A 25917-nucleotide genomic window follows, 5' to 3' on the forward strand; every position below is an offset into this window, starting at 1 on the left:
TCTTTTCTATCGTTATTTTTTAGAAAATTTTCATCATTTTCACAAGTTCATAAACACCGAAACAGGGAGTGAGTCAAAGGCTCATTCCCTATTTCAACTACTATTCTAATGTTATGGTTTTACAACTTCTGCTGCTTCTACTTTACCATTGTTCATAGTCATCATGTAAGCAGTTTTCACCGTATTGTGGTCAGCATCAAAGCTTGTTTGACCAGTTACACCATCAAAATCTTTGGTTTTAGCAAGGTTGTCCTTGATTTCACCTGAGTTTTTAGCACCTTTTGCAGCATTTGCTACTAGGTAAACTGAGTCATAGGCCAAGGCTGAGAAGGTTGAAGGCTCTTCATTGTATTTAGCACGGTATGCTTCAAGGAAGGCTTTAGCTTTTTCAGAAACATCAACTGTAGTTGAGAATCCTGAGATGAAGTAAATGTTTGATGCTTTTTCAGCTGTTGCTTGTTGAACAAATTCTTCACCGTTAAATCCATCACCACCAACGATTGGTTTATCAATTCCCATACCACGGGCTTGGTTTACGATTTTACCTGCTTCTGTGTAGTAGCCTGGGACAACGATAGCGTCAAACTCTTTCCCTTTCATTTTAGTAAGGGCTGCTTGGAAGTCTGTATCACCTGCTACAAACGTTTCATCTGCTACAATCTCACCCTTGTAGGTTTCACGGAAAGATTTAGCAATACCTTTAGCATAGTCACTAGCATTGTCAGTATAAAGAACAACCTTCTTAGCATTCAATTTGTTTGTCACATAGTTTGAAATAATCTTCCCTTGGAAGCTATCTTGGAATGTTCCGATAAATAGGTAATCTTGACCTTTAGTCAATCCATCTTGAGTAGCACTTGGTGAGATCAATGGCACTCCTGCTTTGGTAGCGTTAGCTACAGCTGCAGCAGTTGCACCAGATGTCGCAGGTCCCACAATGGCTGCCACTTTTGATTGGGTTACAAGGTTCGTTGTAACAGAAGCTGCTTCGGCAGTTTCTGACTTGTTGTCTTTGTCTACAACTTCGATTTGTTTTCCATCGATACCACCTGCTGCATTGATTTCATCAACGGCAAGTTGGGCCCCTTTTTGTTCAGATGTTCCGTAGGCTGCTACAGCACCTGTTTCTTCAAAATTAAATCCAATCTTAATTGTCTTTTCATCGACTGAGTTACCAGCAGCGTTTGAGGCTCCTGATTTGACCTCTCCACAAGCAGCGAGAAGGGCTACGCTAGCAAGGGCCACAAAAGATAGGGCAAATTTTTTCTTCATTTTTTATCTCCTTATAATGTTGTTCCAAAATAGTATGTTAAGAATATACCGAATTATCAGAAAATTGTCAATACATTTATTTAATTTTTTTAAATGATAACGCTTTCTTCGTTACGATAGAGATTGCCAACAAAGGGAGTCTCTAACTCTTGAATATGACAAGGCCTTACCTTTTTGATAAATCGTTCCTTACCTAATCTCTCAACTAAGTCATCTAGCTCCTCAGTTGGAACATAGAGCTGCAAGTAACGATGTTTTTTGGAATGGTAACAGATATCACCGTATTCCTGAAGTTTTTTTGCATCCCGATTATAGTAAAGATAGATGATTAATCCCGATCGATTGACCTTTTCAAACATGATGAACCCTCCTTCTAAGAAATCTGCTCCTATTATATCAAAAAAAGCAAACCCCGTCGAGTTTGCTTTTTAGGTTGGTTAGCTCAAAGAGTTGTTGGCCATGATTTCATCAATGAAACCATACTCAAGTGTTTCTTGGGCACTCATCCAGTAATCACGTTCTGCGTCTACATGAATTTGCTCAACTGTTTTACCAGAGTTATCTGCAAGAATTTGCTCCAAAGTCTTACGAGTTTTAAGTAAGTGCTCTGCAGCGATTGCCATATCTGTCTGTTGGGTACCACCACCTGTACCACCCATTGGTTGGTGAATCATGTACTCTGCATTTGGAAGCATGAAACGTTTGCCTTTTGCGCCACTTGATGCAATGACAGTCCCCATGGATGCAGCCATCCCCATAACGATGGTTTGGACATCTGCCTTGATAAAGTTCATGGTATCAACGATTGCCAAACCAGCTGAAACAGAACCACCCGGAGTATTTACATAAAGGTAAATATCTTTTGTACTGTCTTGGGCATCCAAGAAGAGCAATTGGGCAATAACGGAGTTGGCCATGTTGTCTTCAACTGGTCCAGTTAACATGATGATGCGGTCTTTCAGAAGACGAGAGTAAATGTCATAGGAACGTTCTCCACGGCTTGTTTGTTCAATAACTACAGGAATCATTCATTTCTCCTTTTATGTTGAATTTTCTTAGTCTTACGACTCAATACAGAACTATTATATCTTTTTGGTCAAAAAAGGTCAAATTTTTGCTCTATTCTCTAAACAGAAACAAAAACTCAACCTCCTTTCAAGTCAAAAACGAACTTCTAGTTTCAATATTTACTTTGGAATTTTATTTAGTACCAAACAAGCGGTCTCCAGCATCTCCAAGACCTGGAACAATATAACCGTGTTCGTTCAAGCGTTCATCCAAGGCTGCAGTAAAAATTTCTACATCTGGGTGTGCTTCTTGGAGGGCTTTCACTCCTTCTGGAGCAGATACTAGGCAGACAAACTTGATATTTGAAGCGCCACGTTTTTTAAGGGAATCTACTGCCAAGATTGCTGAGCCACCTGTTGCCAACATTGGATCAACGACAAAAATTTGACGTTGGTCAATATCCTCAGGTAATTTCACTAAGTATTCAACTGGTTGAAGGGTTTCTTCATCACGGTACATACCGATGTGTCCAACTTTGGCTGCTGGAACCAAGCTCAAGAGGCCATCTACCATCCCGATACCTGCACGCAAGATTGGGACAATCGCCAATTTTTTCCCAGCCAATTGTTTTTGAACGGTCTTTGTGATAGGTGTTTCGATTTCCACATCTTCAAGTGGAAGATCACGAAGTACTTCATATCCCATCAACATTGCAATCTCGTCTACTAGTTCACGAAAAGCTTTTGTAGAAGTATCTGTACGACGCAAGATTGACAATTTGTGTTGAATGAGTGGATGATTAATGACTTCAATTTTTCCCATTTTCTGAATTCCTTCTTTCAATTTATTCTTCTTATTATATCAAAAAACGGTTTAAAAAGCTTTCTAAACCATTTATTTTTATTAATTTTTAAATCAAATCTGCCTCTTGAAGAGCCGTCTGAACAGTCTCTAATGGTAAATGGGTTAACTCGGTGCCTTTTTCTTGATAAAGGTACTGGGCATAGTCATCCATTCGGTACTGGTTGATATAAACCACGCGCTTGCAACCAACTTGTAGCAGTTGTTTGGTGCAGTTCAGACAAGGGAAATGGGTCACATAGGCTGTAAATCCTCTGGGAACCCCTCGCTCAGCCCCTTGGAGAATAGCATTGACCTCGGCGTGAAGGGTTCGAACACAGTGACCTTCAATGACCAGACATTCGTGGTCAATACAGTGCTCCGTTCCTGATACGGAACCATTGTAGCCTGTTGAAATGACTTTATTGTCCTTAACGAGGACAGCTCCCACCTTGGCACGTTTGCAGGTCGAACGATTGGCAATCAGTAAAGCCTGGGCTGCAAAGTACTCATCCCAAGCCAGTCTTTTTTCTGTCATAAGTCTTCTCCTTATCCCCTATTTTTTGAAAAATGGCAAGCGTAAATCTGCAATCTTTTCAGCTGGAACCTTCATGCCATCCTTGATCCATTTGAGCAGAACCGATACGATGGCAGAGCTCCAAAAGGAATGAAGGTAGCTACTGACACCTTTTGATTTCCCGTGGTATTTTTCTAGAAATTCCTGCATGGCTTGGACAAAAATCTTTTCCAAATGATAGTCCAGAGCAAGTTGGATAACCTTGGCTTCTTTCTTGGCTGCTCGAAAAAGGTGAACCCATACTAGATAAAGGTCGGTTTTGACATCGTAGTGGCTCAGCTGTTCCATAATGTTATGGACACTGCGTTTAAAGACACTTTCCAAAATCTCTTCTTTGGAGTCATAGTTACGATAGAAGGCGGCACGAGAGACGCCCGCACGTTTGACCAGCTCCGAAATACTGATCTTGGCCAAGTCTTTTTTCTCTAGAAGTTGCAAAAGAGCCGTCTCGATTGCTTCTCTGGTTAAAAAATTGGATTCTTGATTTGATTTTCTGAGATTTTCAAGAGATTTTTCAGATATTTTACGTTCAGACATAACAATTTCTTTCTACTTGTGACAACAGAGAGGTGGTACTTTTGTTTCAAGGGCTTTCATGATATAATTGTAAAAAAAGACAGAACCTTTGTCAATGTATAAGTGACAAAGATGGAGAATTTCTATGACTTGGAAGATTGTAGCTGACTCTGGTTGTGATTATCGTCAACTGGCAACTCCTGCTATTGATACGGAATTTGTTAGTGTTCCTTTAACCATTCAAGTAGCTGATCAGGTCTTTATCGATGATGCCAATCTTGACATTGACCACATGATGGAAACCATGTATGCGACTTCTGAGGCTTCAAAATCAGCTTGTCCTAGCCCTGATGATTACTTGCGAGCATTTGAAGGTGCTAAGCATATCTTTGTCGTTACTATCACTGGTACTCTTTCAGGTAGCCATAATAGTGCACAGCTCGCTAAGAATATCTATCTGGAAGAACACCCTGACACTCAGATTCATGTGATCGATACATTGTCTGCAGGTGGTGAGGTTGACTTGATTGTCGAGAAAATCAATAGCTTGATTGATCAAGGACTTTCTTATGAGGAAATTGTTGAAGCTATTACAGCCTACCAAGAAAAAACGAAGTTGCTTTTTGTACTCGCTAAGGTTGATAACTTGGTAAAAAATGGTCGTTTAAGCAAGCTGATCGGTACAGTTGTCGGTCTTCTCAACATCCGTATGGTTGGGGAAGCAAGTGAAACTGGAACCCTAGAACTACTCCAAAAAGCGCGTGGACCAAAAAAATCCCTTCAAGCAGCCTATGAAGAACTCATCAAGGCTGGCTACGCTGGTGGCCGTATCGTCATGGCTCATCGCAGCAATGAAAAATTCTGTCAGCAATTGTCAGAACGCTTGCTGGAAACCTTCCCACAAGCGGATATCAAAATCATCCCGACATCTGGTCTCTGCAGTTTCTATGCAGAAGATGGCGGTTTGTTGATGGGATATGAAATCAACTAAGATTATGAGCAACAAGAGATGTCAAGCATCTCTTGTTTTTTGTGGTACAATAGAGCTATGAAACATTTTGATACTATTGTCATTGGTGGAGGACCTGCAGGTATGATGGCTACCATTTCCAGTAGCTTTTATGGTCAGAAAACTCTACTCATCGAAAAAAATCGAAAACTTGGGAAAAAATTAGCTGGAACGGGCGGTGGTCGTTGTAATGTGACCAACAATGGAACTTTAGATGACCTATTAGCTGGCATCCCTGGTAACGGGCGGTTTCTTTACAGTGTCTTCTCCCAGTTTGATAACCATGATATCATCAACTTTTTTACGGAAAATGGTGTTAAACTCAAGGTCGAGGACCACGGACGCGTCTTTCCTGCTAGTGACAAGTCTCGGACTATTATCGAGACACTAGAAAAGAAAATCACTGAACTCGGTGGTCAAGTTGCTACTCAAACAGAAATTGTTTCGGTTAAAAAGATAGACGACCAGTTTGTCCTTAAGTCCGCAGACCAAACCTTCACTTGTAATAAACTGATTGTTACAACTGGTGGTAAATCCTATCCTTCTACTGGTTCTACTGGTTTTGGGCATGAGATCGCCCGCCATTTTAAACATACCATTACTGAGCTTGAAGCTGCTGAGAGCCCATTGTTGACTGATTTTCCACACAAAGCGCTTCAAGGGATTTCACTAGACGATGTGACCTTAAGCTATGGTAAGCATGTCATCACTCACGATCTGCTCTTTACCCACTTTGGTTTGTCGGGTCCTGCTGCTCTGCGTATGTCTAGTTTTGTCAAGGGTGGGGAGGTTCTCTCGCTAGATGTTTTGCCTCAACTTTCTGAGAGCGACTTGTTGGCATTTCTAGAGGAAAATCGAGAAAAATTCTTGAAAAATGCTTTAAAAACTTTGTTGCCAGAACGTTTAGCAGAGTTCTTTGTGCAAGGCTATCCTGACAAAGTTAAACAGCTAACTGAAAAAGAACGCGAGCAACTTGTCCAATCTATCAAGGCTCTCAAAATTCCTGTGACTGGTAAAATGTCATTGGCTAAGTCCTTTGTTACTAAAGGAGGCGTCAGTCTTAAGGAAATCAATCCCAAAACTCTGGAAAGTAAGCTCGTTCCTGGTCTCCACTTTGCTGGCGAGGTACTGGATATCAATGCCCACACGGGTGGCTTTAACATTACTTCTGCCCTCTGCACCGGCTGGGTGGCAGGCTCCAATCCAATAAATACCAAGTAAGAAAGGAAGTCCTTTGGAACATATTATTTTACTGAGAGGCGTTACTCCTAATGGAAAAAATGCTATCCCGAAAATGTCTTATTTGATAGATATTTTGACAGAAGCTGGTTTTCAACACGTTCGAACCTATATTCAAAGTGGGAATATCATTCTTGAGAGTGACTCAGATTTAGAAGAAATACGAGAACGCGTTCATACTTTGATAAAGGAAAAAATTGGGGCCGACTTAAAAATGGTTATCAAGAATAAGAACGATTTTGAAAAGATTGTTCATGAGAATCCATTTAAAGAAGACTATCTTCATGATCGTGTGCATGTAATTCTTTATCAAGGACTTATCCAAAGTCTGCCACTAGAAAAATTGAAAACTGACTACGGCGAGGAAGAAATCTGTGTAGGCGATTACTGTCTCTACCTCTATCTTCCTAGAACTGCAAAACAAAAAAAGCTCAATACTAACTATCTTGAAAAATTGTTTGGCGTGGTTCTGACCATGCGAAAACTGAATGTAGTAGAAAAATTACTAACAAAATAAGTGAAAGAAAATGAACAGAAGAGAGTCAGTCGATTTTGTCAACATGTGCATGATTAAATACGGAAACAAGGTTCTGGTCCAAGACCGAGTTAGTCCTGACTGGCCTGGCATTACTTTTCCTGGCGGGCATATTGAACGCGGCGAATCCTTTGTTGATGCTGTCATTCGTGAAGTGAGAGAAGAAACGGGTCTGACCATTTCCAAACCCCAACTCTGTGGTATCAAAGATTGGTATGATGATGAGGATTACCGTTATGTTGTCCTTTTTTACAAGACAGAACTCTTTACTGGTGAACTCCAGTCTTCAGACGAAGGAAGAGTCTGGTGGGAAGATTTTGAAAATCTCTCTCAACTAAAACTAGCAACTAAGGATATGTCCGATATGCTTCGTGTATTTGTAGAAGAGGATCTGAGTGAATTCTTCTACTACAAAGACGGCGAAGACTGGCTTTATGATTTGAAGTAAAAAATAGGCTCGGAAATTCCTAGCCTATTTATTCTGCATTTGTTCGAACGTAAGCTGCAATGGCATCTGATGTGTACTGGGCTGTTCCAGCTCCAAACTTGTCAATATTTTCCTTGAACTCTGGGTTGTAGACGTAGCCTTTACCGATATGTCCGAAGACTTCAATAGAGCAGTCAAATCCATAAGTACGAATGGCTTGCAAGAGCTTGGCAGCTTGTTCTTGGTTTTCAGTTGCTGTTGCAGATAAACCAGCTTGAAGATTTCGTGCCAAGGATTGAAAAACTTGGTTAAAGGCGGCCGTAGACTCATCTTCACGACCTTTTTGGCGTTCGAGGGCTTGATCCATGACTTCTTGACCATATTTTTCTACCGCTTCTTGGTGGTATTTTTGATTGTCTTGATAGATAAATCCAGTGAATTTTTCTTCAATAGTCATTTTTCTTTCTCCTTTTTGATCTTGAATGGTTTTTTGCAAGGTGGAAATCAAGGTATCCAGATGTTGCCTTTCTCGAGTTAAACACTCCAACTGCTTAGTCAAATGGGGCAATAAATCTGATGATTCTTCCGTTAACAACTCTGCTATTTTTTCTAAAGAAAAGCCTAGATATTTGTAGTATAGAATGACCTGAAGGCGTTCCAAATCCTCTTTACTATAGGTTCGATAACCGTTCTCTGACTTTAAAGGGACCAAGAGTCCTATCTTGTCATAGTGGTGCAGGGTCTTGACAGAGACACCTGAAAGCTGCGCAGCTTCTTTGATATGGTACATGATTTCCTCCTTATACTCAATGAAAATCAAAGAGCAAACTAGGAAGCTAGCCGCAGGTTGCTCAAAACACTGTTTTGAGGTTGCAGATAGAACTGACGAAGTCAGTAACCATACCTACGGTAAGGCGACGCTGACGTGGTTTGAAGAGATTTTCGAAGAGTATTACATTAATAGTATAACCCCTCCCCCTAGGTCAGAGTCAAGCGTTTTTGCGAAAAATTTTTAACTTTTTGAGAAAGGTGTGAAAACTTGAAAATGGTTTTCTTGACAGACCTTAGAAAACATGATAGGATAGTCAAGTCTATCAATCAAACAGAAGGCTCATAGAGAGCCATTGAGAGAGGGCTATTTGACAACTCAAGTAGCCTTTTCTTATTTTAAAAAACAAGATTAGAGTTTCAACTATGTCAGAAAAATCACAATGGGGTTCAAAACTAGGCTTTATCCTAGCATCTGCTGGTTCAGCCATCGGACTTGGAGCCGTTTGGAAATTTCCCTACATGACTGCCGCTAATGGCGGGGGAGGCTTTTTACTGGTCTTTCTCATTTCCACCATTTTAATCGGTTTCCCGCTCCTGCTGGCTGAGTTTGCACTTGGCCGTAGTGCTGGCGTTTCTGCTATCAAAACCTTTGGAAAACTTGGCAACAGTAACAAGTACAACTTTATCGGTTGGATTGGTGCCTTTGCCCTCTTTATCCTTCTCTCTTTCTATAGTGTTATAGGGGGATGGATTTTAGTCTATCTAGGCATTGAGTTTGGGAAATTGTTCCAACTTGGTGGAACGGGTGATTATGCTCAGTTATTCACTTCAATCATTTCAAATCCAGCCATTGCCCTAGGGGCTCAAGCCGCCTTTATCTTGTTGAATATCTTTATTGTATCACGTGGGGTTCAAAAAGGGATTGAAAGAGCCTCAAAAGTGATGATGCCTCTGCTCTTTATCATTTTTGTCATTATCATTGGGCGCTCTCTCAGTTTGCCAAATGCCATGGAAGGTGTTCTCTACTTTCTCAAACCAGACTTCTCAAAACTGACCAGTGCTGGCTTCCTTTATGCCCTAGGCCAATCTTTCTTTGCCCTTTCACTAGGGGTCACAGCCATGCTGACCTATGCGTCCTACTTGGACAAAAAAACTAACCTGGTCCAATCAGGGATTTCCATTGTAGCCATGAACATCTCGGTATCCATCATGGCAGGTCTAGCCATTTTCCCAGCCATGTCAGCCTTCAACATCCAGTCCGAAGGGGGACCTAGCTTGCTCTTTATCGTCTTGCCCCAACTCTTTGACAAGATGCCCTTTGGAACCATTTTTTACATCCTTTTCCTCTTGCTCTTCCTCTTTGCGACGGTCACTTCTTCTGTCGTGATGCTGGAAATCAATGTGGGCAATATCACCAATCAGGACAACAGCAAGCGGGCTAAGTGGAGTGCCATTTTAGGAATTTTGACCTTTGTCTTTGGAATTCCTTCAGCCCTATCTTACGGTGTCATGGCGGATGTTCACATCTTTGGGAAGACCTTCTTTGACGCTATGGATTTCTTGGTTTCCAATCTCCTAATGCCCTTTGGCGCTCTCTGCCTTTCTCTCTTTACTTGCTACATCTTCAAAAAGGCTCTTGCCATGGAGGAACTCCATCTTGATGAAAGAACATGGGAACAAGGACTTTTCCAAGTTTGGCTTTTCCTTCTTCGTTTCATCATTCCAATTATCATCATCGTGGTCTTTATCGCCCAATTTATGTAATCAAAAAGGACTTGAGTAGTGAACTCAGGCCCTTTCTTTTTTTATGGATGACTAACAATCAATTCTAAACCTTGTCCCTCTATCGTCCAAGCTTCAACATCACTTGGTAGGATAAAGTGGCTCCCTTTTTGAATCGGATAGTTTTTTCCATCAACAGTGAGGTGACCTTGACCGGCTAAGATACTCAACAAGCTGTAGTCAGCTGTCTTTTCAAAGTCAACTTTTCCAGTGATTTCCCACTTGTAAACTGCGAAGAAGTCATTAGACACCAGAAGAGTTGAACGCAAATCATCAGCTTTGATAGTTACAGGACGGCTATTGGCAGGCTCTCCAATGTTTAAAACATCGATAGATTTTTCAAGGTGAAGTTCACGCAAGTTACCCTTGTCATCCTTACGGTCAAAGTCATAGACACGATAGGTGGTATCGCTAGACTGCTGGGTTTCAAGAATCAAGATACCTGCTCCGATAGCGTGCATGGTTCCGCTTGGTACATAGAAGAAATCTCCAGCCTTGACAGGGACTTTTGTTAATAGACCATCCCAGTTTTTAGCTTCGATTTGCTGGCGAAGTTCTTCCTTTGACTTAGCATTATGACCATAGATAATCTCTGATCCTTCATCTGCAGCGATGATATACCAGCATTCTGTTTTTCCAAGTTCACCTTCATGCTCTAGTCCATAGGCATCGTCTGGGTGAACTTGAACACTAAGCCAGTCTTTGGCATCGAGGATTTTGGTCAAGAGTGGAAACACAGGTTCTGGACGGTTGCCAAACAACTCACGGTGTTCCGCATACAAAGTTGCTAGGTCTGTTCCCTCGTAGCGACCATTGGCTACCTTAGAAACTCCATTTGGATGAGCTGAGATAGCCCAGTATTCTCCGATTTTTTCACTTGGAATGTCGTAACCAAACTCATCACGTAGCTTGGTTCCACCCCAGATTTTTTCTTGCATAACTGATTGTAAAAATAATGGTTCTGACATGTCGATCTCCTGTCTGTTTTCTCCTTTCATTATAGCAAAAAAAGAGTTCCATTAGAACTCTTTTTCATATCTTATAAATTAGGGAGAAGATTTTATAAAAATAGTGAAGAAATCCCCTCATATGCTATAACTTTTGTTGGCGTTCAAACTCTACTATGCCCTTATTTCATACGATAAAAATCAAGCACTAGTCCGGAAGGGCCTCCAACTAACAGGCTTTCGGTTCCCCAATCGGTTACAACTGGACCGTTTAAAACCTGGATACCAAGCTCTTTCAACCGTTGGTAGTTCTGATCTACATCCTCAACCTCGATATGAAGAATGATTCCTGACTGAAAGTTTTCCAAAGGAATCAAATGATTTTGAGACAACATGAGGCAGTGACTGCCAATCGTGAACTGTGCAAAACTGTCGTCAACATAATCGGCTTTTTTATCCAAAATACGCTCCAAGTCGGCACAGACTTGAGGAACATTTGAAACGATGATATCTAATTGATTTAAATTCATTTACTATCCTCCAGAAAAAGACCGGATTGCTCCGATCTTTTCAAGTTCTGCTCTAAGAAAATCAAAGAATAAAATCTACAAAGTTTACCTTTGATTTTCGATGAGAGAAATTATTTGATTGCGCGTGATTGCAATCCTTCTTCTTCCAAGAAGAGGCGGAATGGTACGAGTTCTTCTGCTTCGTATTTTTCCTTGAAGGCTTTGATTGCTTCTTCTGAGTGAAGTTTTGGATCCAATTCAAGTACTTCTACTGGAAGTGGACGGTGTTGCGTGATGCGAGCATCGATAACAACAGTTTTACCTTCTTTGTTGAGTTTCACAGCTTCTGCAACAACTGCGTCGATGTCTTCGATACGATCAACTGTAAATCCAACAGCACCTTGTGCTTCAGCAATTTTTGCGTAGTCAGCGTTTGTGAAGTCACAACCAAACAAGTGTTTATTTGTGTCTTCGTATTTGTCCTTGATGAAGGCATATTTACCATTTGAGAAGATAACGTTGATAACTGGAAGGTCGTATTGAACGTTTGTGATCACGTCTGGGTAGCACATGTTGAATGCACCGTCACCCATGATGTTCCATACTTGGCGATCTGGATTGTCTTTTTTAGCAGCGATACCACCAGGAAGGGCAATACCCATTGTCGCAAAGAGTGGAGATGTACGCCACATGTTCTTAGGTGTCATGTGAAGGTGACGAGTAGATGTTTGAGTAGTGTCACCTACGTCGATTGAGTAGATAGCGTCTTGATCAGCATGTTTATTGATAGCATTGTAAACTTGGTACAATTGCAATTCACCCTCAGTTTTACCTTCGAGTTTGTTCATGTAATCACGCCAGTTTTGGTTGTTCTTAACGTTTGCACGCCACCATGGAGTAGATTCTACTGGGTTTACTTTGTCAAGGATTGCTTTCGCTGCTTGACCTGCATCACCAAGGATAGAAGCATCAAGGGCATGACGTTTACCAAGTTTGTAAGGGTCAATATCAACTTGGATGAATTTTTCAGTGTTCTTGAAGGCTTCGTAAACTTCAGCAAATGGGAAGTTTGAACCAAGGAAAAGAACGGTGTCTGCTTCAAAGACCACTTCGTTGGCTGGTTTCCAACCAACACGGTAAGCAGAACCTGTCAAACCTTCGTAGTCCCATTCAAAGGCTTCGAAGTTTTTACCAGTTGTGATGATTGGTGCTTTGATCTTACGTGACAATTCAGTGATGACATCACCAGCACCAACTCCACCAAAACCAGCGTAGATAACTGGACGTTCCGCATTGTTCAAGATCTCAACTGCTTTGTCAATTTCAACTTCGTTCAAAGCAGGAGCGAGGAAGCGACGTTCGTAAGAACCTGATCCGTAGTATGAGTTTTCGTCGATTTCTTGGAAACCGAAGTTTACTGGGATTTCAACAACAGCTGGACCTTTTTTAGAAACTGCAGCACGGCAAGCTTCGTCGATTACTTTTGGCAATTGCTCAGCGTAAGCTACACGTTTGTTGTAGACAGCGATACCGTTGTACATTGGGTTTTGGTTCAATTCTTGGAAGGCATCCATGTTGAGTTCGTTAACTGGACGTGATCCAAGGATAGCAAGGAATGGAGTGTTATCCATAGCTGCATCGTAAACACCGTTAATCAAGTGAGTCGCACCTGGACCACCTGAACCAACAGCAACCCCGATTGAGCCGCCGAATTTAGCTTGCATTACCGCTGCAAGAGCACCTGTTTCTTCGTGGCGAACTTGCAAGAAGCGGATATCTTTGTCTTCAGCCAAAGCATCCATCAATGAGCTGAGTGTTCCTGATGGGATACCGTAGATTGTATCTACGCCCCATGTTTTCAATACATTAAGCATTGCTGCAGATGCAGTAATTTTCCCTTGAGTCATAATGATAACTCTCCTTCAAATATTTTTAAAACTTGATTCATCCGTTTTCATATATTATTTGGAAACGTTTCAGCAAATTTTTACTCTACTACTTTACCACATTTGTTTTGGGTCTCCTAAGAATGTGCTCAGAAATTTTTATTCTCTATTACAGTACAGTTTGAAAACGTTTTATGTGACTGTTTTATAATAAAAAGCGAGCAAGCTCGCTTTTAGTCTATTTTACTAAAGTTTAGTAAGAGTGAACTGGTCAGAACAGATACAGAACTAAAGGCCATGGCTAGACCTGCCAGTTCTGGATTGAGGGCCAATCCAACACCAGAAAAGATTCCTGCTGCAATCGGAATTCCGACGACATTGTAGATAAAGGCCCAGAAAAGATTGAGCAGAATACGGTTAAAGGTTTTCTTACTCATGTCAAAGGCACGAACCACTCCTAGGAGGTTATTAGTTGTCAACACTAAATCTGCTGACTCGATGGCGATATCCGTTCCAGCTCCCATAGCAATCCCCACATCTGCTACACTGAGGGCAGGAGCATCATTGATGCCATCACCAACAAAGGCTACTTTCCCAGCTGCTTGTAGTTTATGGATTTCATGGGCTTTTTCTTCTGGTAGGACGCCTGCAATGACCTCTTCGATTCCGATTTGATCTGCAATAGCACGCGCCACACCAGCATTATCTCCTGTCAGCATGACTGTTTTAAGACCACGTTTTTTCAACTGACTGATGGCTAGCTTAGCATTTTCCTTGGGAATATCTTGCAAAGCAAGCAAGCCTTTGATTTCATTATCAACAGCCAAGAAAACAACTGTCTTAGCTTCTTTTTCTAGTTCTTCTAGTTTTTCCTGATAAGCGCTGGAAATATCCATACTATCTAGCATTTTAGCATTTCCAAGTAAGACTTGTTTCCCAGCTATTTGCCCTGAAACACCTTTTCCGTGCAAGGCTTGGAAATTTTCGACAGTTTGAAACTCAAGTCCAGCTTCACTTGCTCTCTTGACAACAGCCTCAGCCAGTGGGTGTTGAGAAGCTTCTTCCAAGGAGGCAGCTAAGCCGAGCACTTCTGTCTCATCGCCAATGATATCAGTGACCACTGGTTTTCCTTCCGTCAAAGTCCCTGTCTTATCAAACACGATAGTTTGGACTTTCTGAATTTCCTGTAAGACTGTTCCATTTTTGAGAAGAACCCCCATTTTGGCACTGCGTCCTGTCCCTACCATAAGAGCTGTCGGTGTTGCAAGACCCAAGGCACAAGGGCAGGCAATAATCAAAACCGCAACTCCATAGAGAAGAGAAGACACAAAGCTAGCTCCAAGCACGACTACACTATCCCTGAGCAAAACGAACCAAACCCAAAAGGTCACGATTCCTAAAATGACAACTGCTGGGACAAAAATCCCTGAAATCTTATCCGTCAAGTCCTGAATCGGTGCGCGGCTAGTCTGAGCTTTCTTTACAAAGTCTACAATCTGTGCCAAAACAGTCTCTGAGCCAACCTTTTCTGCCCTAAAAATAAGCGTTCCGCTATTATTGATAGTTGAGCCAATGACAGTATCTCCAACTGTCTTGTCCACTGGCAGGCTCTCACCTGTCACCATGGATTCATCTATGCTGGACACACCTTCCACTACGACACCATCAACTGCAATCTTTTCACCTGGACGCACTCGAACCAGGTCGCCTACCTTGACTTGGTCCAAGGGAACTTGAACATAGCTATCATCACGCAAGACTTCCGCTGTTTTAGCCTGCAAATCCAGTAGTTTCTCCACAGCTTGGGAAGTATTTTTCCTCATTTTCTCTTCAAAAACTGCCCCCAAAAGAACGAAGAAGAGGATAAATCCAGCACTTTCAAAGTAGACAGGGAGACCAGCAAAGAGGGCAACTAGACTATAGAGATAAGCCACTAGAGTTCCCAAAGCAACCAAGGTATCCATATTGGCATTGTGTTTTTTAAAGCTGGCCCAAGCGCTTTGGATATAAGGACCACCTGCTACTAACATAATAGGCGTTGTGGCTAGAAAGGTTCCCCAATGCATGACTTGGTGACTAATGCTGCCTGTCAACATCCCAATCATGAGAATCACAAGAGGCACAGTAAAGATACTGGTAATCCAAAAACGCTGTAAAAGTGATAAAGATTTTCGAGTCTTCTCAACTACGGTATAACTTCCCTTTTGCATCTTCATTCCACATGAGAATTCATGTTTCCCCAACTCTTGAGGTGTAAAACGAATGACCTTTTCCTCGTCTACTCCGATTGGTTCCAAGATGCCTTCTTCTTCAAAAAGAATTTCCTTGTAACAGTTTGAAGGGGTGGCACGATGAAAGGTAATTTCAGCGGGAATCCCTTTTTGGAGCTGGATATGGGCTGGGTGATAGCCTTTTTCAGCTGTGATACGGATTTTTTGAATGCCATTTTCCAGGCTTGCTTTCACAATTTCAGTCATCATTTCCTCCTACTCTACAATCATCTTGCCGTGCATCATATTCATGCCACATGCAAAGCCAAACTCTCCAGCCTGTTCAGGTGTGATTTCCACTACATACTCTTCACCCATAGGCAAGTCCGCATGCACTCCAAAATCTGGGAAAACAATCTGATCTAGGCAGGGTGAAGGGTCCTTACGGTCAAAGACAATACGGGCTGGCACTGATTTCTTAAGAATAATCAACTCAGGCGTATATCCCCCTTTGACTTCCACTCGAATCTCTTGGTAGCCCTTTTTTTGCTGAGCCTTTTGTCCAGATTTTTCAGGCTTTTTGAAAAACCAAATCAAGATAAACGCGATAAGGGCAATACAAATAATGGTTACAATACTATTTAACATGACGTCTCCTTTACATACAATTACATTTTACTTCTGTTACAGCGCTTGATTTCTTCTCAGAAATCACAGCTTCTAAGTCTTCCAAGTCAGCCTGAGTAAAATCACATTCAGCAATCAAATCAGCCAACAAGTTCTTAATCCTACGAGAACAAACCTTGTCCTTGATATCTTGGACAAGCAAGTCTCGGCTTTGGTCTAGAGTTAAAAGCGCCGAATAAACAAAGGACTTGCCCACTTTTTTCCTTGTCAGACACTCTTTCTCAACCAAACGAGCCAAAAGAGTTTGAATGGTTGACTTGGACCAGTCAAACCGTTCCGCCAGAACCCTGATCAAATCGCTACTGGTCTGCTCGCCCTGCATCCAGATAATCTTCATGACCTGCCATTCTGCATCTGAAATCTGCATTGTTATTCCTCCTAAATCTACATTTGTCGATTACAATTATCAGTATACCTCCAAAATCTACATTTGTCAATTATAAAATTACATATTTCTTAAAAAAGTGCTTTAATCATTTGATGGGGGATTTGCAGTCAAATTTTACTATATAAACTATAAAAATATGCTATACTGTAGAAAAAAGAAAACAACCACTAGGGGTGCGTAAAGCTGAGATTAACGACTGTTAGATCCCTTTGACTCAATCTAGGTAATGCTAGCTGATGGAAGTGGAAATGATAATGAGGACTACTTGTCTTCTATTGCTTTCCTGAAACAGACTAGCTTGTTCTTAAGAATACAAACTTCAGTTGGTTGGGAGGTTTTAGATGACTTATTTACCCGTTGCTCTAACTATTGCAGGGACTGACCCTAGTGGCGGTGCTGGCATTATGGCTGATTTAAAATCATTCCAAGCTAGAGATGTCTATGGAATGGCCGTTGTGACCAGTCTTGTCGCTCAAAATACCAGAGGCGTTCAGCTAATAGAGCATGTCTCCAACCAAATGCTGGAAGCTCAATTGGAGAGTGTCTTTTCAGATATCAAGCCTCAGGCTGTAAAAACTGGAATGTTGGCAACTACTGAGATCATGGAGATCATCCAGCCCTATCTTAAAAAGCTGGACTGTCCATACGTCCTTGACCCTGTTATGGTCGCTACGAGTGGGGACACCCTGATTGATTCTAGTGCCAGAGACTACCTAAAAACAAATCTGCTTCCCCTTGCAACCATTATCACGCCCAATCTTCCTGAGGCAGAAGAGATTGTTGGCTTTTCGATTCATGACCCAGAAGACATGCAGCGTGCCGGTCGCCTGATTATAAAAGAATTTGGTCCTCAGTCTGTTGTTATCAAAGGTGGCCATCTGGAAGGTGGTGCCAAGGATTTCCTCTTTACCAAGGATGAACAATTTGTCTGGGAAAGTCCAAGAATTCAAACCTGTCACACCCATGGTACTGGATGTACCTTTGCTGCTGTGATTACGGCTGAACTTGCCAAGGGCAGAAGTCTTTATCAGGCAGTGGATAAGGCCAAGGCCTTTATCACAAAAGCCATCCAAGACGCTCCTCAACTCGGTCATGGTTCTGGCCCAGTCAACCATACAAGCTTTAAAGATTAAGAAAAAAACTCTCTAGTTCCCGCAATAAGGAAACTAGAGAGTTTTTGATTAGGAAATTATGTCATCTAGCTTTGTTAAAAATGCTTGCGTTTTTGTCTCTATATCTTCTGCCTGCATCAAATCACGGACTACAGCTACACCAGCTATACCAGTTGCAGCAAGTTGGTCAATGTTCTCTGACGTCAAGCCTCCAATAGCAACTACTGGAATGGCGACCGTTTGGCAAATGGTTTTCAAGGTTGAAATCTGGGTGATAGGTGCATTTTCTTTGGTCGTAGTCGGGAAAATGGCTCCTGTTCCCAAGTAATCCGCACCTCCTTCTTCTGCCTCGAGGGCTCTTTTTACTGTTTTAGCTGTGACACCGAGGATTTTTTTAGGCCCCAAGACTTGACGGGCAACCGAAACTGGTAGTTCATCGTCGCCTATATGCAACCCAGCAGCATTGACTGCAAGACAGATATCCAACCGATCATCGATAATCAAGGGTACCTGATAGGCGTCTGTTATTTCCTTGACTTGTTTTGCCAGATGATAGTATTGATTGGTGGTGAGATTTTTTTCTCGTAGTTGGATGATGGTAACACCTGAACGGCAGGCCATCTCAACTTTTTCAAGAAAGTTTTCCAAAGAATCTTGGTAGCGATTGGTTACCAGATATAGTCTGAGTGCTTCTCTATTCATAAATATCTCCTTTGATGGTATCTAGCCAATTTTCATCTCTTTTTAGGAGAGAGAGCTGATTGAGAGTTTGAAAGCGAAACTCTTCCAATCCCATTCCTTGAACAAGTATTCTCTCAGCAGAGATATTGAGATAAGAAACTGCTAGGCAAGAAGCTTCAAATGCAGTCTTTCCTTGGCTAAGAAGAACGGCAGTCAAGGCTCCAACCAGGTCTCCTGTCCCTGTTATCCAGTCCAATTCTGCACAGCCATTTCCCAATATTGCAACCTGATTCTCCGAAACAATGAGGTCCTTGGGTCCAGTGACTAAGAATGACATGCCAGGATAAAGCTGACACCAGTCTCTCAAGACTTGAAGCAAATCCTCAGTTTCTTGATCTTTAGCACTAGCATCGACCCCGACTCCGTGGTGTTTTAAACCAACAAGACTTCGGATTTCTGACATATTTCCTTTAAGGACCGTGGGCTTGTATTCTAAAAGATCTCTAACTAGTCCCTTACGAATGGGAGATGCTGCTACGCCAACCGCATCTACTACCATTGGGAGACAAGTTTGGTCTGCATAAGAAGCTGCCATACGGATTGCTTTTTCCTTCTCAGCAGACAAATGCCCCAGATTGATAAAGAGAGCTTGGCTTTGTTTGGTAAAATCAAGGACCTCACGAGGGTCATCTGCCATGACAGGTTTAGATCCCAGGGCCAAAATACCATTAGCCAGCATCTCACAAGAAATCTCATTGGTGATGCAGTGAATCAAGGAACTGGTTGCTAGAGGGAAAGGATTTGTCAATTTCTGCATCAGTCTATCCTTTCACTGAAAAAATATCCTTGCACTTTTTTAAAGAATTCCTGCTTGATTAAAAACCGAAAGGCAATAAAGGAAATTGCTGTACCAATCAAGGTTGCTCCGAAAAATCGAGGGGTGTAGATAAACCAACTGAGCTTCGCAGCAGATCCCGTAAAGAGAACCATAACAGGATAGGAAACAATGGAACCGATAATACCTGTTCCCAAGATTTCTCCTAGAGCAGAATAGTGAAATTTCCGACCATACTTATAAAAGAGACCTGCGAGGAGGGCTCCGAAAGTAGCTCCTGTGAGGGCCAAGGGCGGAATGCCTTGAGTAGACATACGGATAAAGGCTGTGACTGTAGCCATGACCAAGGCATAAATAGGCCCCATCAAGATTCCTGCAAGAATGTTGACTACACTAGACATCGGTGCCATTCCCTCAATTCGAAAGATGGGTGTAAGAACTACGTCAAGAGCAATCATCATGGATAAAATGGTTAATTTGTGAACTTGTAGTTGGTGGTTTCTCATTTTCTATTTCTTCTCTTTTTCTAAGGACTGCAAATCACTCGTCCATGTTTGATGTTGGTAAGCCATCTCCCAAAACTTGGCTTCCATGTGGACACTTCGGTGGAAAGCCTCTAGCATTTTTTGTTTGTCCGTCTCGTCGCTTTCTCGATAGAGCTGATTGACCAGGGCTTCTTCCTCTTTAATCTGCTGTTCTAACTCATCGGTGATATAGGTTTCAATCCACTGTTGATAAAGAGGATTCGGGGATGGTTTGCGATTAAGTGCCTTGCCCAAATCATGGTATAACCAAGGACATGGGAGCAAACTAGCAAAAGCAATGCCCAAGTTTGGCTCTGCAAACTGTCGATAAATATGCGAAATGTAATGATAACAGGTTGGAGCAATCGGTTGCTCGTCTATTTCCTGGTCGCTGATTCTTAATTCCTTAAAAAATTGTTGGCGGATAAACAATTCACCTTCCACTAGACTCTGGGCATTTTGTTTCAAGAGTCTTTTCATCTCCTCGTTGGAAGTCTTATCAGCCAAGAGGTGATAGGCTTCTGAGAAGGCCTTCAGATAGTAGGCATCCTGAATCAGGTAATAGCGAAAGATGGAAGGTTCTAACGTTCCCTCTTGTAACTGTAATACAAATGGGTGATGAAAGGAAGCCTGCCAAGCTTCCTTGGATAATTCCATCGCAATATCTGTGAATTCCATAATAACTCCTTTATAGAAATAAACTGGTTTGAAGTAGTAAAAAGAAAAGTAGGTAGATCAATGTCGTCCTTTGAGGAATATAAAAGGTCCGATAGCGATTCTCCAACTGTGCATGTTCGTCATATCCGTGCGCAGACAGGGCCCTCAAGTAGAGATGGCGCCATCTAAAGACCGTCATCAGAACCTTGCTGTAAATCAAGGGAGACCAAACATGCAATTTTTGACCACGCAATAAGCAAGCTTCTTTTAGAGACCTGATTTCTTGCTGAATGAGGGGAAAGGCATTGAATACCACAATTAAGGCATAGGCCCAAGAACGCGATAGCCCCTTTTGAGCCAAGTACAATAAAAGCTCTTTTAAGGAAATACTGGAAACAAAAACAAGGCCGATACAAACCGTCACAAAAGCTCTCGTCCCAAGTATCACTGCCTGCGAAGCATCCCCGTGTAACTGTACTGCCCAGTAATTGGCAAAAGATGGTAAAATGGCTAGCACAAGCATCCAAGCCAACATTTTAAATCGACGGTAGTAGAGCATAAAGAGAATGCAAAATGCGACTACCGAGAGATTAAGAGCAATCGAAGGAATGAAAGATGTTTCCAAGGATAAAATCAGCAAGAAGAGACTGAGTATCGGTGTCTGGGTTGCTACTTTGATCATACTACCTCACCTCCCCTTGAGTATTCCTACTCAGAAAACTGAGAGGTTTGCTGATTGTCACATCTTTAATATGACGGAGGCCCTCACTAGTCATCTCGATCCAATAATCAACCACAGAAATCAAGGGATCTAAACGATGGCTAATGATCAAAAAACTTCTTCCTTGATCTCTGTCCTCCACAATCCACTGACAAAAATAATGGCAAGCTCTATCATCCAAACCAGCAAATGGTTCATCTAGCAAAATCACAGACGCCTTGCTGGTCAAGATGGTCAATAGCTGAAGAATCTTTTGCTGACCACCACTTAATTGATAGAGACTCTTATCGAGTGCCTGCTCCAGATTAAAATATCGTAAAGCTTGGAGTAACCGCTGATTTCTTTCAGAATCAGGTCCATCTAATTGAAGTTCCTCTCGCAGACTGACTCGGATAAACTGATTCTCAGCTTCCTGAACAACACCCGTCAGGTCACGATACAAACTCTTTTTCTTTTTCAGGACTGTCCCCCTCCAGGTAATGCGCCCCTTATACTTTTGAAATTGAAGAATGGAGCGAAAGAGGGTTGATTTCCCGACACCATTATCACCCAAGATACAGGAAATTCCTTGGTAAAATGTGAAATCAGCAATCGAAAAGAGGGGACGCTTATCCAGCTCACAAGTCGTTCGATCCATATGGAATAGTTCTGGACTAGAGGCAACTTCCTTTGAAGAAACCTGTGTCATCTCAGAGCAAGGGATTTGAAACACCTCCCTTAACTGGCCGTCTCTTAGCTCCACCATATGGTCGATATAGGCTTCATAGTCTGATAAATCATGGTCGCACAGGATGACTGTCTTCCCATTAGAGACCAACTCTTTTAGAATCTCTAGGATCTCTAGCCTACTTTTGCGGTCAATAGAAGCAAAGGGTTCATCCAAGAGATAGACCCTAGGGTTCATAGCAAAAAGAACAGCCAGTGCAGCCTTTTGCTTTTCCCCACCTGATAAGTGATGAATGGGACGGTGCAAAATCGCCTTGCAGCGACATTGCTGGACCACCTCTGCTATTTTAGAATCAATCTCCTGAACGGGATGCCCGATATTCTCCAAGGTAAAAACCAGTTCCTCAAACAAGTTCTCCATGGTAAATTGATGATTGGGATTTTGAAAGAGAATGCCAACCGTCTGGACACGTTTGACGATAGAAAGCTGACTGACCTGACTCCCATCTATCAAGACTTGACCACTATAGGGAAGAGAACTGACTTGGGCAATGATTTGAAAGAGGCTGGATTTTCCTGAACCACTGCTCCCAACTAACAAGGTAAAAGCTTGCGCATGAAAAGTAAAATGAATCGGCTCCGAAAAGATTGGGGATTGAATCCCTCTTAATTCCAGGCCCATCTATGCCTTTCCTCCAGCTGCAAACTGATGGTAGAGTTTGACAATGGCACGAACCAAGATGGTACAGAAGAAAAAGACGGAAATAAAACGAACCACCAGCAAGGAAAGGACAAAAGGAAGGGAGAAGGCGTAGTAACCTAATTTAATGTATTCATAGACAAAGCTAACAAGCGTAATCCCAATACTATTAGCAGTTAGAGAGAGCCAACTTTCATAGCGATTCTTGGTTACGATAAAACCAAGTTCACTTCCCAAACCTTGAACCAAGCCAGACAAAAGGGCACCTAGACCGAATTGGCTACCATAAAGGACTTCCGCAAGCGCAGCAAGCACTTCTCCAATCGTTGCACTTCCGACTCTTGGAACAAAGATGGCCGCAATGGGCGCAGCCATACACCAGAGACCAAAGAGGATTTCATTGGCAAAGGCCTGTAAACCAAGAGGGGCTAAAATCAGAGTGAGGATATCAAACAGATAGCCTGAACCCACAAAAACGCCACCAAAAAAGATAGACAAGAAAGCAAGTAAGATAACATCTTTTAATTGCCATTTTTTCAACATAAAAAACTCCTTTTTTTAAAGAAAAGTGGGGCATTCAAGGTGAGCTACCGAAAGGCTTGCCGTCCAGCCTATCCTCTTTTGATAAACAAAAAAACTCCAATTACAAACGAGAATTAGAGTTTACCTTACAAGATTAGACAGTTCTTTTCGACATACGAAAAAAACCTTTTCACATTTCCCTTCGACAGTACTAACTGTATCAGGTTCAATGGGTATCATCTCAGCCTAAAGCACCCCAAATGTCTTTATTATTTAATTATATAATTATTTTAACAGACGATTTATTCTAGTTCAAGGAATTGAACTGGAAATACAGCCTTGTACTCAAAAAGACAGCAGATCTTTCTTTTGCAAAAAATAAATGACTTATTTGATGGATTAGCTATTTGAACTGAATCTGGACATATCTTTTTAGAAAAAAGAAAATCCTACTCCCTCAGAATCCAAGGAAAAATTGATGCCTATTGTTCACTCATTTCCCGAACAGTTTTTTCTATATTTTTTGCATACGATATTGCTGAAATGATTGAAACGCCGTCAACATTGGTCTTCATAATATCTTTAATATGTTGCGTCTGTATCCCACCAATTGCAACTAAGGGAATTTGTGGCAATAGTTTTCTCATCAATTTAAGACCTTCATAACCTATAGCACCACCAGCATCATCTTTTGACTGGGTATCAAATACAGGACCAACACCAACATAATCTACATATTCAACTTTTGATTGTTGAAATTCTTCCTCGTTTTTTATAGAAAGACCAATTATTTTATCTGGCATCAATTTTCTAATTTCATCAACACCAAGATCATCCTGTCCTACATGTACACCATCAGCATCAATTTCCATTGCCAAATCAATATCATCATTAACAATAAACGGAACATTGTATTTTTTACAAAGATCCTGTAGTTTAATTGCTAATTCGACTTTTTCTTTACCTTCTAAGGCTCCCTCACCTTTTTCACGGAATTGAAATAAGGTTATACCACCTTTTAAGGCTTCCTCAACGACTCTATATATATCTTTTCCTTGGCAAGTAGTCATTCCACAAATAAAATATAGTTTTAGTAATTCTTTATGAAACATCTTACTTCACTCTTTTGAATTCCTTTACATCTTCATCTGTAATCTCGTATAAGGCATTTATAAATTCAACTTTAAATGTTCCAGGAAGATGCCCATTTGGACGTTTTTCTGCCATTTCTCCAGCGATATTGTAAACCAACATTGCTGTTTCTAATGATTTCAATTCTTGACCTTTTTCAAGTCCGATAAAGCTTGCTACTACAGCACCTAATAAGCATCCTGTCCCAATAACTTTTGGCATCATGGCACTACCATTATGAATCGTTACAACTTCTCCATTAACCGCAATGGCATCCACTTCACCTGTTACTACTATTGGAATATTGAACTTTTTATTTGCTGCTAGAGCAATTTCATCAATATTATCTACGCCTGCACTATCTACTCCTTTAGATGCCACATTTATTCCTACTAAAGAGGCAATCTCGCCAGCATTTCCCCTAATCGCTGCCAGTTTGTAATTATTGATTAGATCATCTGCTACTTTTTTTCTATATTCTCCTGCTCCACAGGCTACAGGATCTAAAACTGCAGGAACATTATATTTTTCAGCAATTTTTAGTGCCTCTTGGTACAGCTTCCAATTATTATCCGTTAAAGTCCCAATGTTAATCAATAATCCTCCAGCATATTTTAATAGATCTTCTAAGTCTGCTGGGTACTCGCTCATAGCTGGTGAGGCACCCAGTGCTACTAATCCATTTGCTGTAAAGTTTTTTACAACATCATTGGTGATACAGATTACTAATGGTGCTTTTTCTTTTAATAATTTTAAACTTGTCATATTGAAATCCTTCCTTTTCACTTTATACGATCTACTGATTTCGATTTATCTCTATCTTTCGTTAAGAAATTTTTCAGTTACATTGAATGATTTACCTCATCAAATTTGTCAGTATCCTGAACTTTCCCTAAGCATCATAACCAATATCAAAAAAGGCTAATTCTAAAGCGACTGCTTGGTTCCAGCGTTGCTTAAGTTCTGTCAAATCTTCTCGACCTTTTCCGACACGATTGAGTTCGTCAACCAGAAATTGAACCCACTCTGCAAAGAAAGGACCTCTGTGGAGATTAATCCATTCCGAATGAATATAGGCTTCAGGTAGAGCCAAATCTTTAGAACCCCAGTCTAAATAGAGACCTTCTGCAATGACCAGCATGACCAAAAGATGAGCATAGTCTGATGAAGTCACAGCAGAATACATTAGCTCCTGAAACGCTTTTGTTACAGGGTGCAAGGTCACTTCTAGATAGTCATTCTCTGCTACTTTTAACTCTTTGAAAGCCTTTTGGAAATAACCATCTTCATCTGCTTCAAGAAAGCCTAATTGCTTGGCAAAACGAAGTTTGGATTCAAGCTGGTCTGCGTGAGCTACACAGGCACCCAGCATGGATAAGAAGGCATCAAAGAAATGATAATCCTGAATCAGGTAGTCTTTAAAGACCTTATTCTCAATTGTCCCCGCAAAAAGTTCCTTAACAAAACGATGATTGATTGCAGCCTGCCAATCCTTCTGATTGCTTTTTAATAATTCTCCAACGGTCAAACCCGGCTGAAATGCATAGTCTTGTGTTTCCATATTTACTTTTCCTCTCTTTACTCGTTCGTAATCAACAAAATACCAAGAAAATCCTAGTTTTACTTGACCTTTTTAAAGAAAAGTGGGGCATTCTAGGAGAGCTACCGAAAGACTTGCCGTCAAGCCTATCCTCTTTTGATAAACAAAAAAACTCCAATTACAAACGAGAATTAGAGTTTACCTTACAAGATTAGACAGTTCATT

At 41.3% G+C, this 25917-nt stretch carries 29 protein-coding genes and 2 riboswitches; of the genes, 6 read left to right on the forward strand and 23 right to left on the reverse strand.

The genetic code is table 11. The features are described 5' to 3' along the window. Positions 1-111 precede the first annotated feature (111 nt). From I2H52_RS04515 to I2H52_RS04540, 6 genes are all read right to left on the reverse strand, one after another. A complete protein-coding gene (locus I2H52_RS04515; protein ID WP_000726111.1) occupies positions 112-1272 on the reverse strand; it encodes an ABC transporter substrate-binding protein in 1161 nt (386 codons plus the stop codon). An 89-nt stretch (positions 1273-1361) separates the two neighbouring features. Beyond that, positions 1362-1631, reverse strand: coding sequence for a YlbG family protein (locus I2H52_RS04520; RefSeq protein ID WP_045617452.1), 270 nt, complete (start codon positions 1629-1631; stop codon positions 1362-1364). A 78-nt stretch (positions 1632-1709) separates the two neighbouring features. Beyond that, positions 1710-2300 (reverse strand): ATP-dependent Clp protease proteolytic subunit ClpP, encoded by a 591-nt coding sequence (clpP, locus tag I2H52_RS04525; protein WP_000613469.1) that lies wholly within the window; start codon positions 2298-2300, stop codon positions 1710-1712. Between the two features lie 172 nt (positions 2301-2472). Beyond that, positions 2473-3102 carry a uracil phosphoribosyltransferase gene (gene upp, locus I2H52_RS04530; RefSeq protein WP_000515974.1) on the reverse strand — a complete coding sequence of 210 codons (630 nt, stop codon included), beginning with the start codon at positions 3100-3102 and terminating at the stop codon, positions 2473-2475. Between the two features lie 88 nt (positions 3103-3190). After that, the gene (locus I2H52_RS04535) at positions 3191-3658 is read right to left on the reverse strand and encodes a deoxycytidylate deaminase (RefSeq protein WP_000136994.1); all 468 of its coding nucleotides are present in this window, start codon (positions 3656-3658) and stop codon (positions 3191-3193) included. 18 nt (positions 3659-3676) lie between these two features. After that, positions 3677-4234 carry a TetR/AcrR family transcriptional regulator gene (locus tag I2H52_RS04540; RefSeq protein WP_000003897.1) on the reverse strand — a complete coding sequence of 186 codons (558 nt, stop codon included), beginning with the start codon at positions 4232-4234 and terminating at the stop codon, positions 3677-3679. A 124-nt stretch (positions 4235-4358) separates the two neighbouring features. On the opposite strand from I2H52_RS04540, the gene I2H52_RS04545 reads away from it, so the two are divergent. Genes I2H52_RS04545 through I2H52_RS04560 form a run of 4 tightly spaced genes read left to right on the forward strand, consistent with a single transcriptional unit; the run spans position 4359 to position 7444 of the window. Then, a complete protein-coding gene (locus I2H52_RS04545; RefSeq protein WP_000219947.1) occupies positions 4359-5204 on the forward strand; it encodes a DegV family protein in 846 nt (281 codons plus the stop codon). 57 nt (positions 5205-5261) lie between these two features. Beyond that, positions 5262-6443 carry an NAD(P)/FAD-dependent oxidoreductase gene (locus I2H52_RS04550; RefSeq protein ID WP_324252934.1) on the forward strand — a complete coding sequence of 394 codons (1182 nt, stop codon included), beginning with the start codon at positions 5262-5264 and terminating at the stop codon, positions 6441-6443. A gap of 13 nt (positions 6444-6456) precedes the next feature. Then, positions 6457-6978, forward strand: coding sequence for a DUF1697 domain-containing protein (locus I2H52_RS04555; RefSeq protein ID WP_000400042.1), 522 nt, complete (start codon positions 6457-6459; stop codon positions 6976-6978). 10 nt (positions 6979-6988) lie between these two features. Then, positions 6989-7444, forward strand: coding sequence for an 8-oxo-dGTP diphosphatase (locus I2H52_RS04560; protein ID WP_045617455.1), 456 nt, complete (start codon positions 6989-6991; stop codon positions 7442-7444). Positions 7445-7472: 28 nt separating this feature from the next. Here the strand turns inward: I2H52_RS04560 and I2H52_RS04565 are convergent, their stop codons facing one another. Beyond that, positions 7473-8213 (reverse strand): MerR family transcriptional regulator, encoded by a 741-nt coding sequence (locus tag I2H52_RS04565; protein ID WP_045617456.1) that lies wholly within the window; start codon positions 8211-8213, stop codon positions 7473-7475. 404 nt (positions 8214-8617) lie between these two features. Between I2H52_RS04565 and I2H52_RS04570 the strand changes: the two genes are divergently transcribed. After that, on the forward strand, positions 8618-9958 hold the full coding sequence (locus tag I2H52_RS04570; RefSeq protein ID WP_195594441.1) for a sodium-dependent transporter: 1341 nt from the start codon (positions 8618-8620) through the stop codon (positions 9956-9958). A 41-nt stretch (positions 9959-9999) separates the two neighbouring features. Here I2H52_RS04570 and manA read toward each other — a convergent pair whose 3' ends face one another. From manA to I2H52_RS04600, 6 genes are all read right to left on the reverse strand, one after another. Continuing rightward, positions 10000-10944, reverse strand: a complete 945-nt coding sequence (gene manA / locus I2H52_RS04575) for a mannose-6-phosphate isomerase, class I (protein ID WP_195594443.1) — start codon at positions 10942-10944, stop codon at positions 10000-10002. Between the two features lie 161 nt (positions 10945-11105). Further along, the gene (locus I2H52_RS04580) at positions 11106-11453 is read right to left on the reverse strand and encodes a VOC family protein (RefSeq protein ID WP_084921436.1); all 348 of its coding nucleotides are present in this window, start codon (positions 11451-11453) and stop codon (positions 11106-11108) included. 110 nt (positions 11454-11563) lie between these two features. Further along, positions 11564-13339 carry a pyruvate oxidase gene (gene spxB, locus I2H52_RS04585; RefSeq protein ID WP_195594446.1) on the reverse strand — a complete coding sequence of 592 codons (1776 nt, stop codon included), beginning with the start codon at positions 13337-13339 and terminating at the stop codon, positions 11564-11566. Positions 13340-13551: 212 nt separating this feature from the next. Next, on the reverse strand, positions 13552-15795 hold the full coding sequence (locus tag I2H52_RS04590) for a heavy metal translocating P-type ATPase (RefSeq protein ID WP_045590780.1): 2244 nt from the start codon (positions 15793-15795) through the stop codon (positions 13552-13554). Positions 15796-15804: 9 nt separating this feature from the next. After that, complete coding sequence (locus I2H52_RS04595; RefSeq protein ID WP_045590779.1) at positions 15805-16176, reverse strand: cupredoxin domain-containing protein; 372 nt, start codon at positions 16174-16176, stop codon at positions 15805-15807. Positions 16177-16186: 10 nt separating this feature from the next. Then, positions 16187-16582, reverse strand: coding sequence for a CopY/TcrY family copper transport repressor (locus I2H52_RS04600; protein ID WP_045590778.1), 396 nt, complete (start codon positions 16580-16582; stop codon positions 16187-16189). 180 nt (positions 16583-16762) lie between these two features. Next, a riboswitch (TPP riboswitch) is annotated at positions 16763-16861 on the forward strand. Between the two features lie 83 nt (positions 16862-16944). On the opposite strand from I2H52_RS04600, the gene thiD reads away from it, so the two are divergent. Then, positions 16945-17736 carry a bifunctional hydroxymethylpyrimidine kinase/phosphomethylpyrimidine kinase gene (thiD, locus tag I2H52_RS04605; RefSeq protein WP_195594449.1) on the forward strand — a complete coding sequence of 264 codons (792 nt, stop codon included), beginning with the start codon at positions 16945-16947 and terminating at the stop codon, positions 17734-17736. A gap of 48 nt (positions 17737-17784) precedes the next feature. Here thiD and thiE (I2H52_RS04610) read toward each other — a convergent pair whose 3' ends face one another. The 10 genes from thiE (I2H52_RS04610) to I2H52_RS04655 form a co-directional block, all read right to left on the reverse strand. Then, complete coding sequence (gene thiE / locus I2H52_RS04610; protein WP_195594451.1) at positions 17785-18417, reverse strand: thiamine phosphate synthase; 633 nt, start codon at positions 18415-18417, stop codon at positions 17785-17787. Continuing rightward, complete coding sequence (locus I2H52_RS04615) at positions 18410-19213, reverse strand: hydroxyethylthiazole kinase (protein WP_195594454.1); 804 nt, start codon at positions 19211-19213, stop codon at positions 18410-18412. Before I2H52_RS04615 ends, thiE (I2H52_RS04610) begins: the two co-directional genes overlap by 8 nt. Further along, positions 19213-19737 carry an energy coupling factor transporter S component ThiW gene (gene thiW / locus I2H52_RS04620; RefSeq protein WP_061587754.1) on the reverse strand — a complete coding sequence of 175 codons (525 nt, stop codon included), beginning with the start codon at positions 19735-19737 and terminating at the stop codon, positions 19213-19215. Before thiW ends, I2H52_RS04615 begins: the two co-directional genes overlap by 1 nt. Positions 19738-19740: 3 nt before the next feature. Further along, positions 19741-20433, reverse strand: a complete 693-nt coding sequence (gene tenA / locus I2H52_RS04625; RefSeq protein ID WP_195594457.1) for a thiaminase II — start codon at positions 20431-20433, stop codon at positions 19741-19743. A gap of 10 nt (positions 20434-20443) precedes the next feature. Then, on the reverse strand, positions 20444-21094 hold the full coding sequence (locus I2H52_RS04630) for an energy-coupling factor transporter transmembrane component T (protein ID WP_195594459.1): 651 nt from the start codon (positions 21092-21094) through the stop codon (positions 20444-20446). Position 21095: 1 nt separating this feature from the next. After that, complete coding sequence (locus I2H52_RS04635) at positions 21096-22481, reverse strand: ATP-binding cassette domain-containing protein (protein ID WP_195594462.1); 1386 nt, start codon at positions 22479-22481, stop codon at positions 21096-21098. Continuing rightward, positions 22482-23042: an ECF transporter S component gene (locus tag I2H52_RS04640; protein WP_000915275.1), complete on the reverse strand. Its 561-nt coding sequence runs from the start codon at positions 23040-23042 to the stop codon at positions 22482-22484. A gap of 159 nt (positions 23043-23201) precedes the next feature. Beyond that, positions 23202-23290, reverse strand: a riboswitch (TPP riboswitch). Between the two features lie 213 nt (positions 23291-23503). After that, complete coding sequence (gene thiE / locus I2H52_RS04645) at positions 23504-24133, reverse strand: thiamine phosphate synthase (protein WP_195594465.1); 630 nt, start codon at positions 24131-24133, stop codon at positions 23504-23506. A gap of 1 nt (position 24134) precedes the next feature. After that, positions 24135-24917, reverse strand: a complete 783-nt coding sequence (gene thiM / locus I2H52_RS04650) for a hydroxyethylthiazole kinase (RefSeq protein WP_033605927.1) — start codon at positions 24915-24917, stop codon at positions 24135-24137. Between the two features lie 127 nt (positions 24918-25044). Next, positions 25045-25713 (reverse strand): TenA family protein, encoded by a 669-nt coding sequence (locus I2H52_RS04655; RefSeq protein ID WP_084865221.1) that lies wholly within the window; start codon positions 25711-25713, stop codon positions 25045-25047. Between the last annotated feature and the right edge of the window lie 204 nt (positions 25714-25917).

It is taken from the genome of Streptococcus oralis (genome assembly GCF_015561235.1).
Taxonomy (GTDB): domain Bacteria; phylum Bacillota; class Bacilli; order Lactobacillales; family Streptococcaceae; genus Streptococcus; species Streptococcus oralis_BK.

Excerpts from the sequence above, each read along its gene's own strand:
- I2H52_RS04515 (WP_000726111.1), bottom strand. The coding sequence starts at position 1,272 with ATGAAGAAAAAATTTGCCCTATCTTTTGTGGCCCTTGCTAGCGTAGCC.
- I2H52_RS04520 (WP_045617452.1), bottom strand. The coding sequence starts at position 1,631 with ATGTTTGAAAAGGTCAATCGATCGGGATTAATCATCTATCTTTACTAT.
- clpP (WP_000613469.1), bottom strand. The coding sequence starts at position 2,300 with ATGATTCCTGTAGTTATTGAACAAACAAGCCGTGGAGAACGTTCCTAT.
- upp (WP_000515974.1), bottom strand. The coding sequence starts at position 3,102 with ATGGGAAAAATTGAAGTCATTAATCATCCACTCATTCAACACAAATTG.
- I2H52_RS04535 (WP_000136994.1), bottom strand. The coding sequence starts at position 3,658 with ATGACAGAAAAAAGACTGGCTTGGGATGAGTACTTTGCAGCCCAGGCT.
- I2H52_RS04540 (WP_000003897.1), bottom strand. The coding sequence starts at position 4,234 with ATGTCTGAACGTAAAATATCTGAAAAATCTCTTGAAAATCTCAGAAAA.
- I2H52_RS04545 (WP_000219947.1), top strand. The coding sequence starts at position 4,359 with ATGACTTGGAAGATTGTAGCTGACTCTGGTTGTGATTATCGTCAACTG.
- I2H52_RS04550 (WP_324252934.1), top strand. The coding sequence starts at position 5,262 with ATGAAACATTTTGATACTATTGTCATTGGTGGAGGACCTGCAGGTATG.
- I2H52_RS04560 (WP_045617455.1), top strand. The coding sequence starts at position 6,989 with ATGAACAGAAGAGAGTCAGTCGATTTTGTCAACATGTGCATGATTAAA.
- I2H52_RS04565 (WP_045617456.1), bottom strand. The coding sequence starts at position 8,213 with ATGTACCATATCAAAGAAGCTGCGCAGCTTTCAGGTGTCTCTGTCAAG.
- I2H52_RS04570 (WP_195594441.1), top strand. The coding sequence starts at position 8,618 with ATGTCAGAAAAATCACAATGGGGTTCAAAACTAGGCTTTATCCTAGCA.
- manA (WP_195594443.1), bottom strand. The coding sequence starts at position 10,944 with ATGTCAGAACCATTATTTTTACAATCAGTTATGCAAGAAAAAATCTGG.
- I2H52_RS04580 (WP_084921436.1), bottom strand. The coding sequence starts at position 11,453 with ATGAATTTAAATCAATTAGATATCATCGTTTCAAATGTTCCTCAAGTC.
- spxB (WP_195594446.1), bottom strand. The coding sequence starts at position 13,339 with ATGACTCAAGGGAAAATTACTGCATCTGCAGCAATGCTTAATGTATTG.
- I2H52_RS04590 (WP_045590780.1), bottom strand. The coding sequence starts at position 15,795 with ATGACTGAAATTGTGAAAGCAAGCCTGGAAAATGGCATTCAAAAAATC.
- I2H52_RS04595 (WP_045590779.1), bottom strand. The coding sequence starts at position 16,176 with ATGTTAAATAGTATTGTAACCATTATTTGTATTGCCCTTATCGCGTTT.
- I2H52_RS04600 (WP_045590778.1), bottom strand. The coding sequence starts at position 16,582 with ATGCAGATTTCAGATGCAGAATGGCAGGTCATGAAGATTATCTGGATG.
- thiD (WP_195594449.1), top strand. The coding sequence starts at position 16,945 with ATGACTTATTTACCCGTTGCTCTAACTATTGCAGGGACTGACCCTAGT.
- thiE (WP_195594451.1), bottom strand. The coding sequence starts at position 18,417 with ATGAATAGAGAAGCACTCAGACTATATCTGGTAACCAATCGCTACCAA.
- I2H52_RS04615 (WP_195594454.1), bottom strand. The coding sequence starts at position 19,213 with ATGCAGAAATTGACAAATCCTTTCCCTCTAGCAACCAGTTCCTTGATT.
- thiW (WP_061587754.1), bottom strand. The coding sequence starts at position 19,737 with ATGAGAAACCACCAACTACAAGTTCACAAATTAACCATTTTATCCATG.
- tenA (WP_195594457.1), bottom strand. The coding sequence starts at position 20,433 with ATGGAATTCACAGATATTGCGATGGAATTATCCAAGGAAGCTTGGCAG.
- I2H52_RS04630 (WP_195594459.1), bottom strand. The coding sequence starts at position 21,094 with ATGATCAAAGTAGCAACCCAGACACCGATACTCAGTCTCTTCTTGCTG.
- I2H52_RS04635 (WP_195594462.1), bottom strand. The coding sequence starts at position 22,481 with ATGGGCCTGGAATTAAGAGGGATTCAATCCCCAATCTTTTCGGAGCCG.
- I2H52_RS04640 (WP_000915275.1), bottom strand. The coding sequence starts at position 23,042 with ATGTTGAAAAAATGGCAATTAAAAGATGTTATCTTACTTGCTTTCTTG.
- thiE (WP_195594465.1), bottom strand. The coding sequence starts at position 24,133 with ATGTTTCATAAAGAATTACTAAAACTATATTTTATTTGTGGAATGACT.
- thiM (WP_033605927.1), bottom strand. The coding sequence starts at position 24,917 with ATGACAAGTTTAAAATTATTAAAAGAAAAAGCACCATTAGTAATCTGT.
- I2H52_RS04655 (WP_084865221.1), bottom strand. The coding sequence starts at position 25,713 with ATGGAAACACAAGACTATGCATTTCAGCCGGGTTTGACCGTTGGAGAA.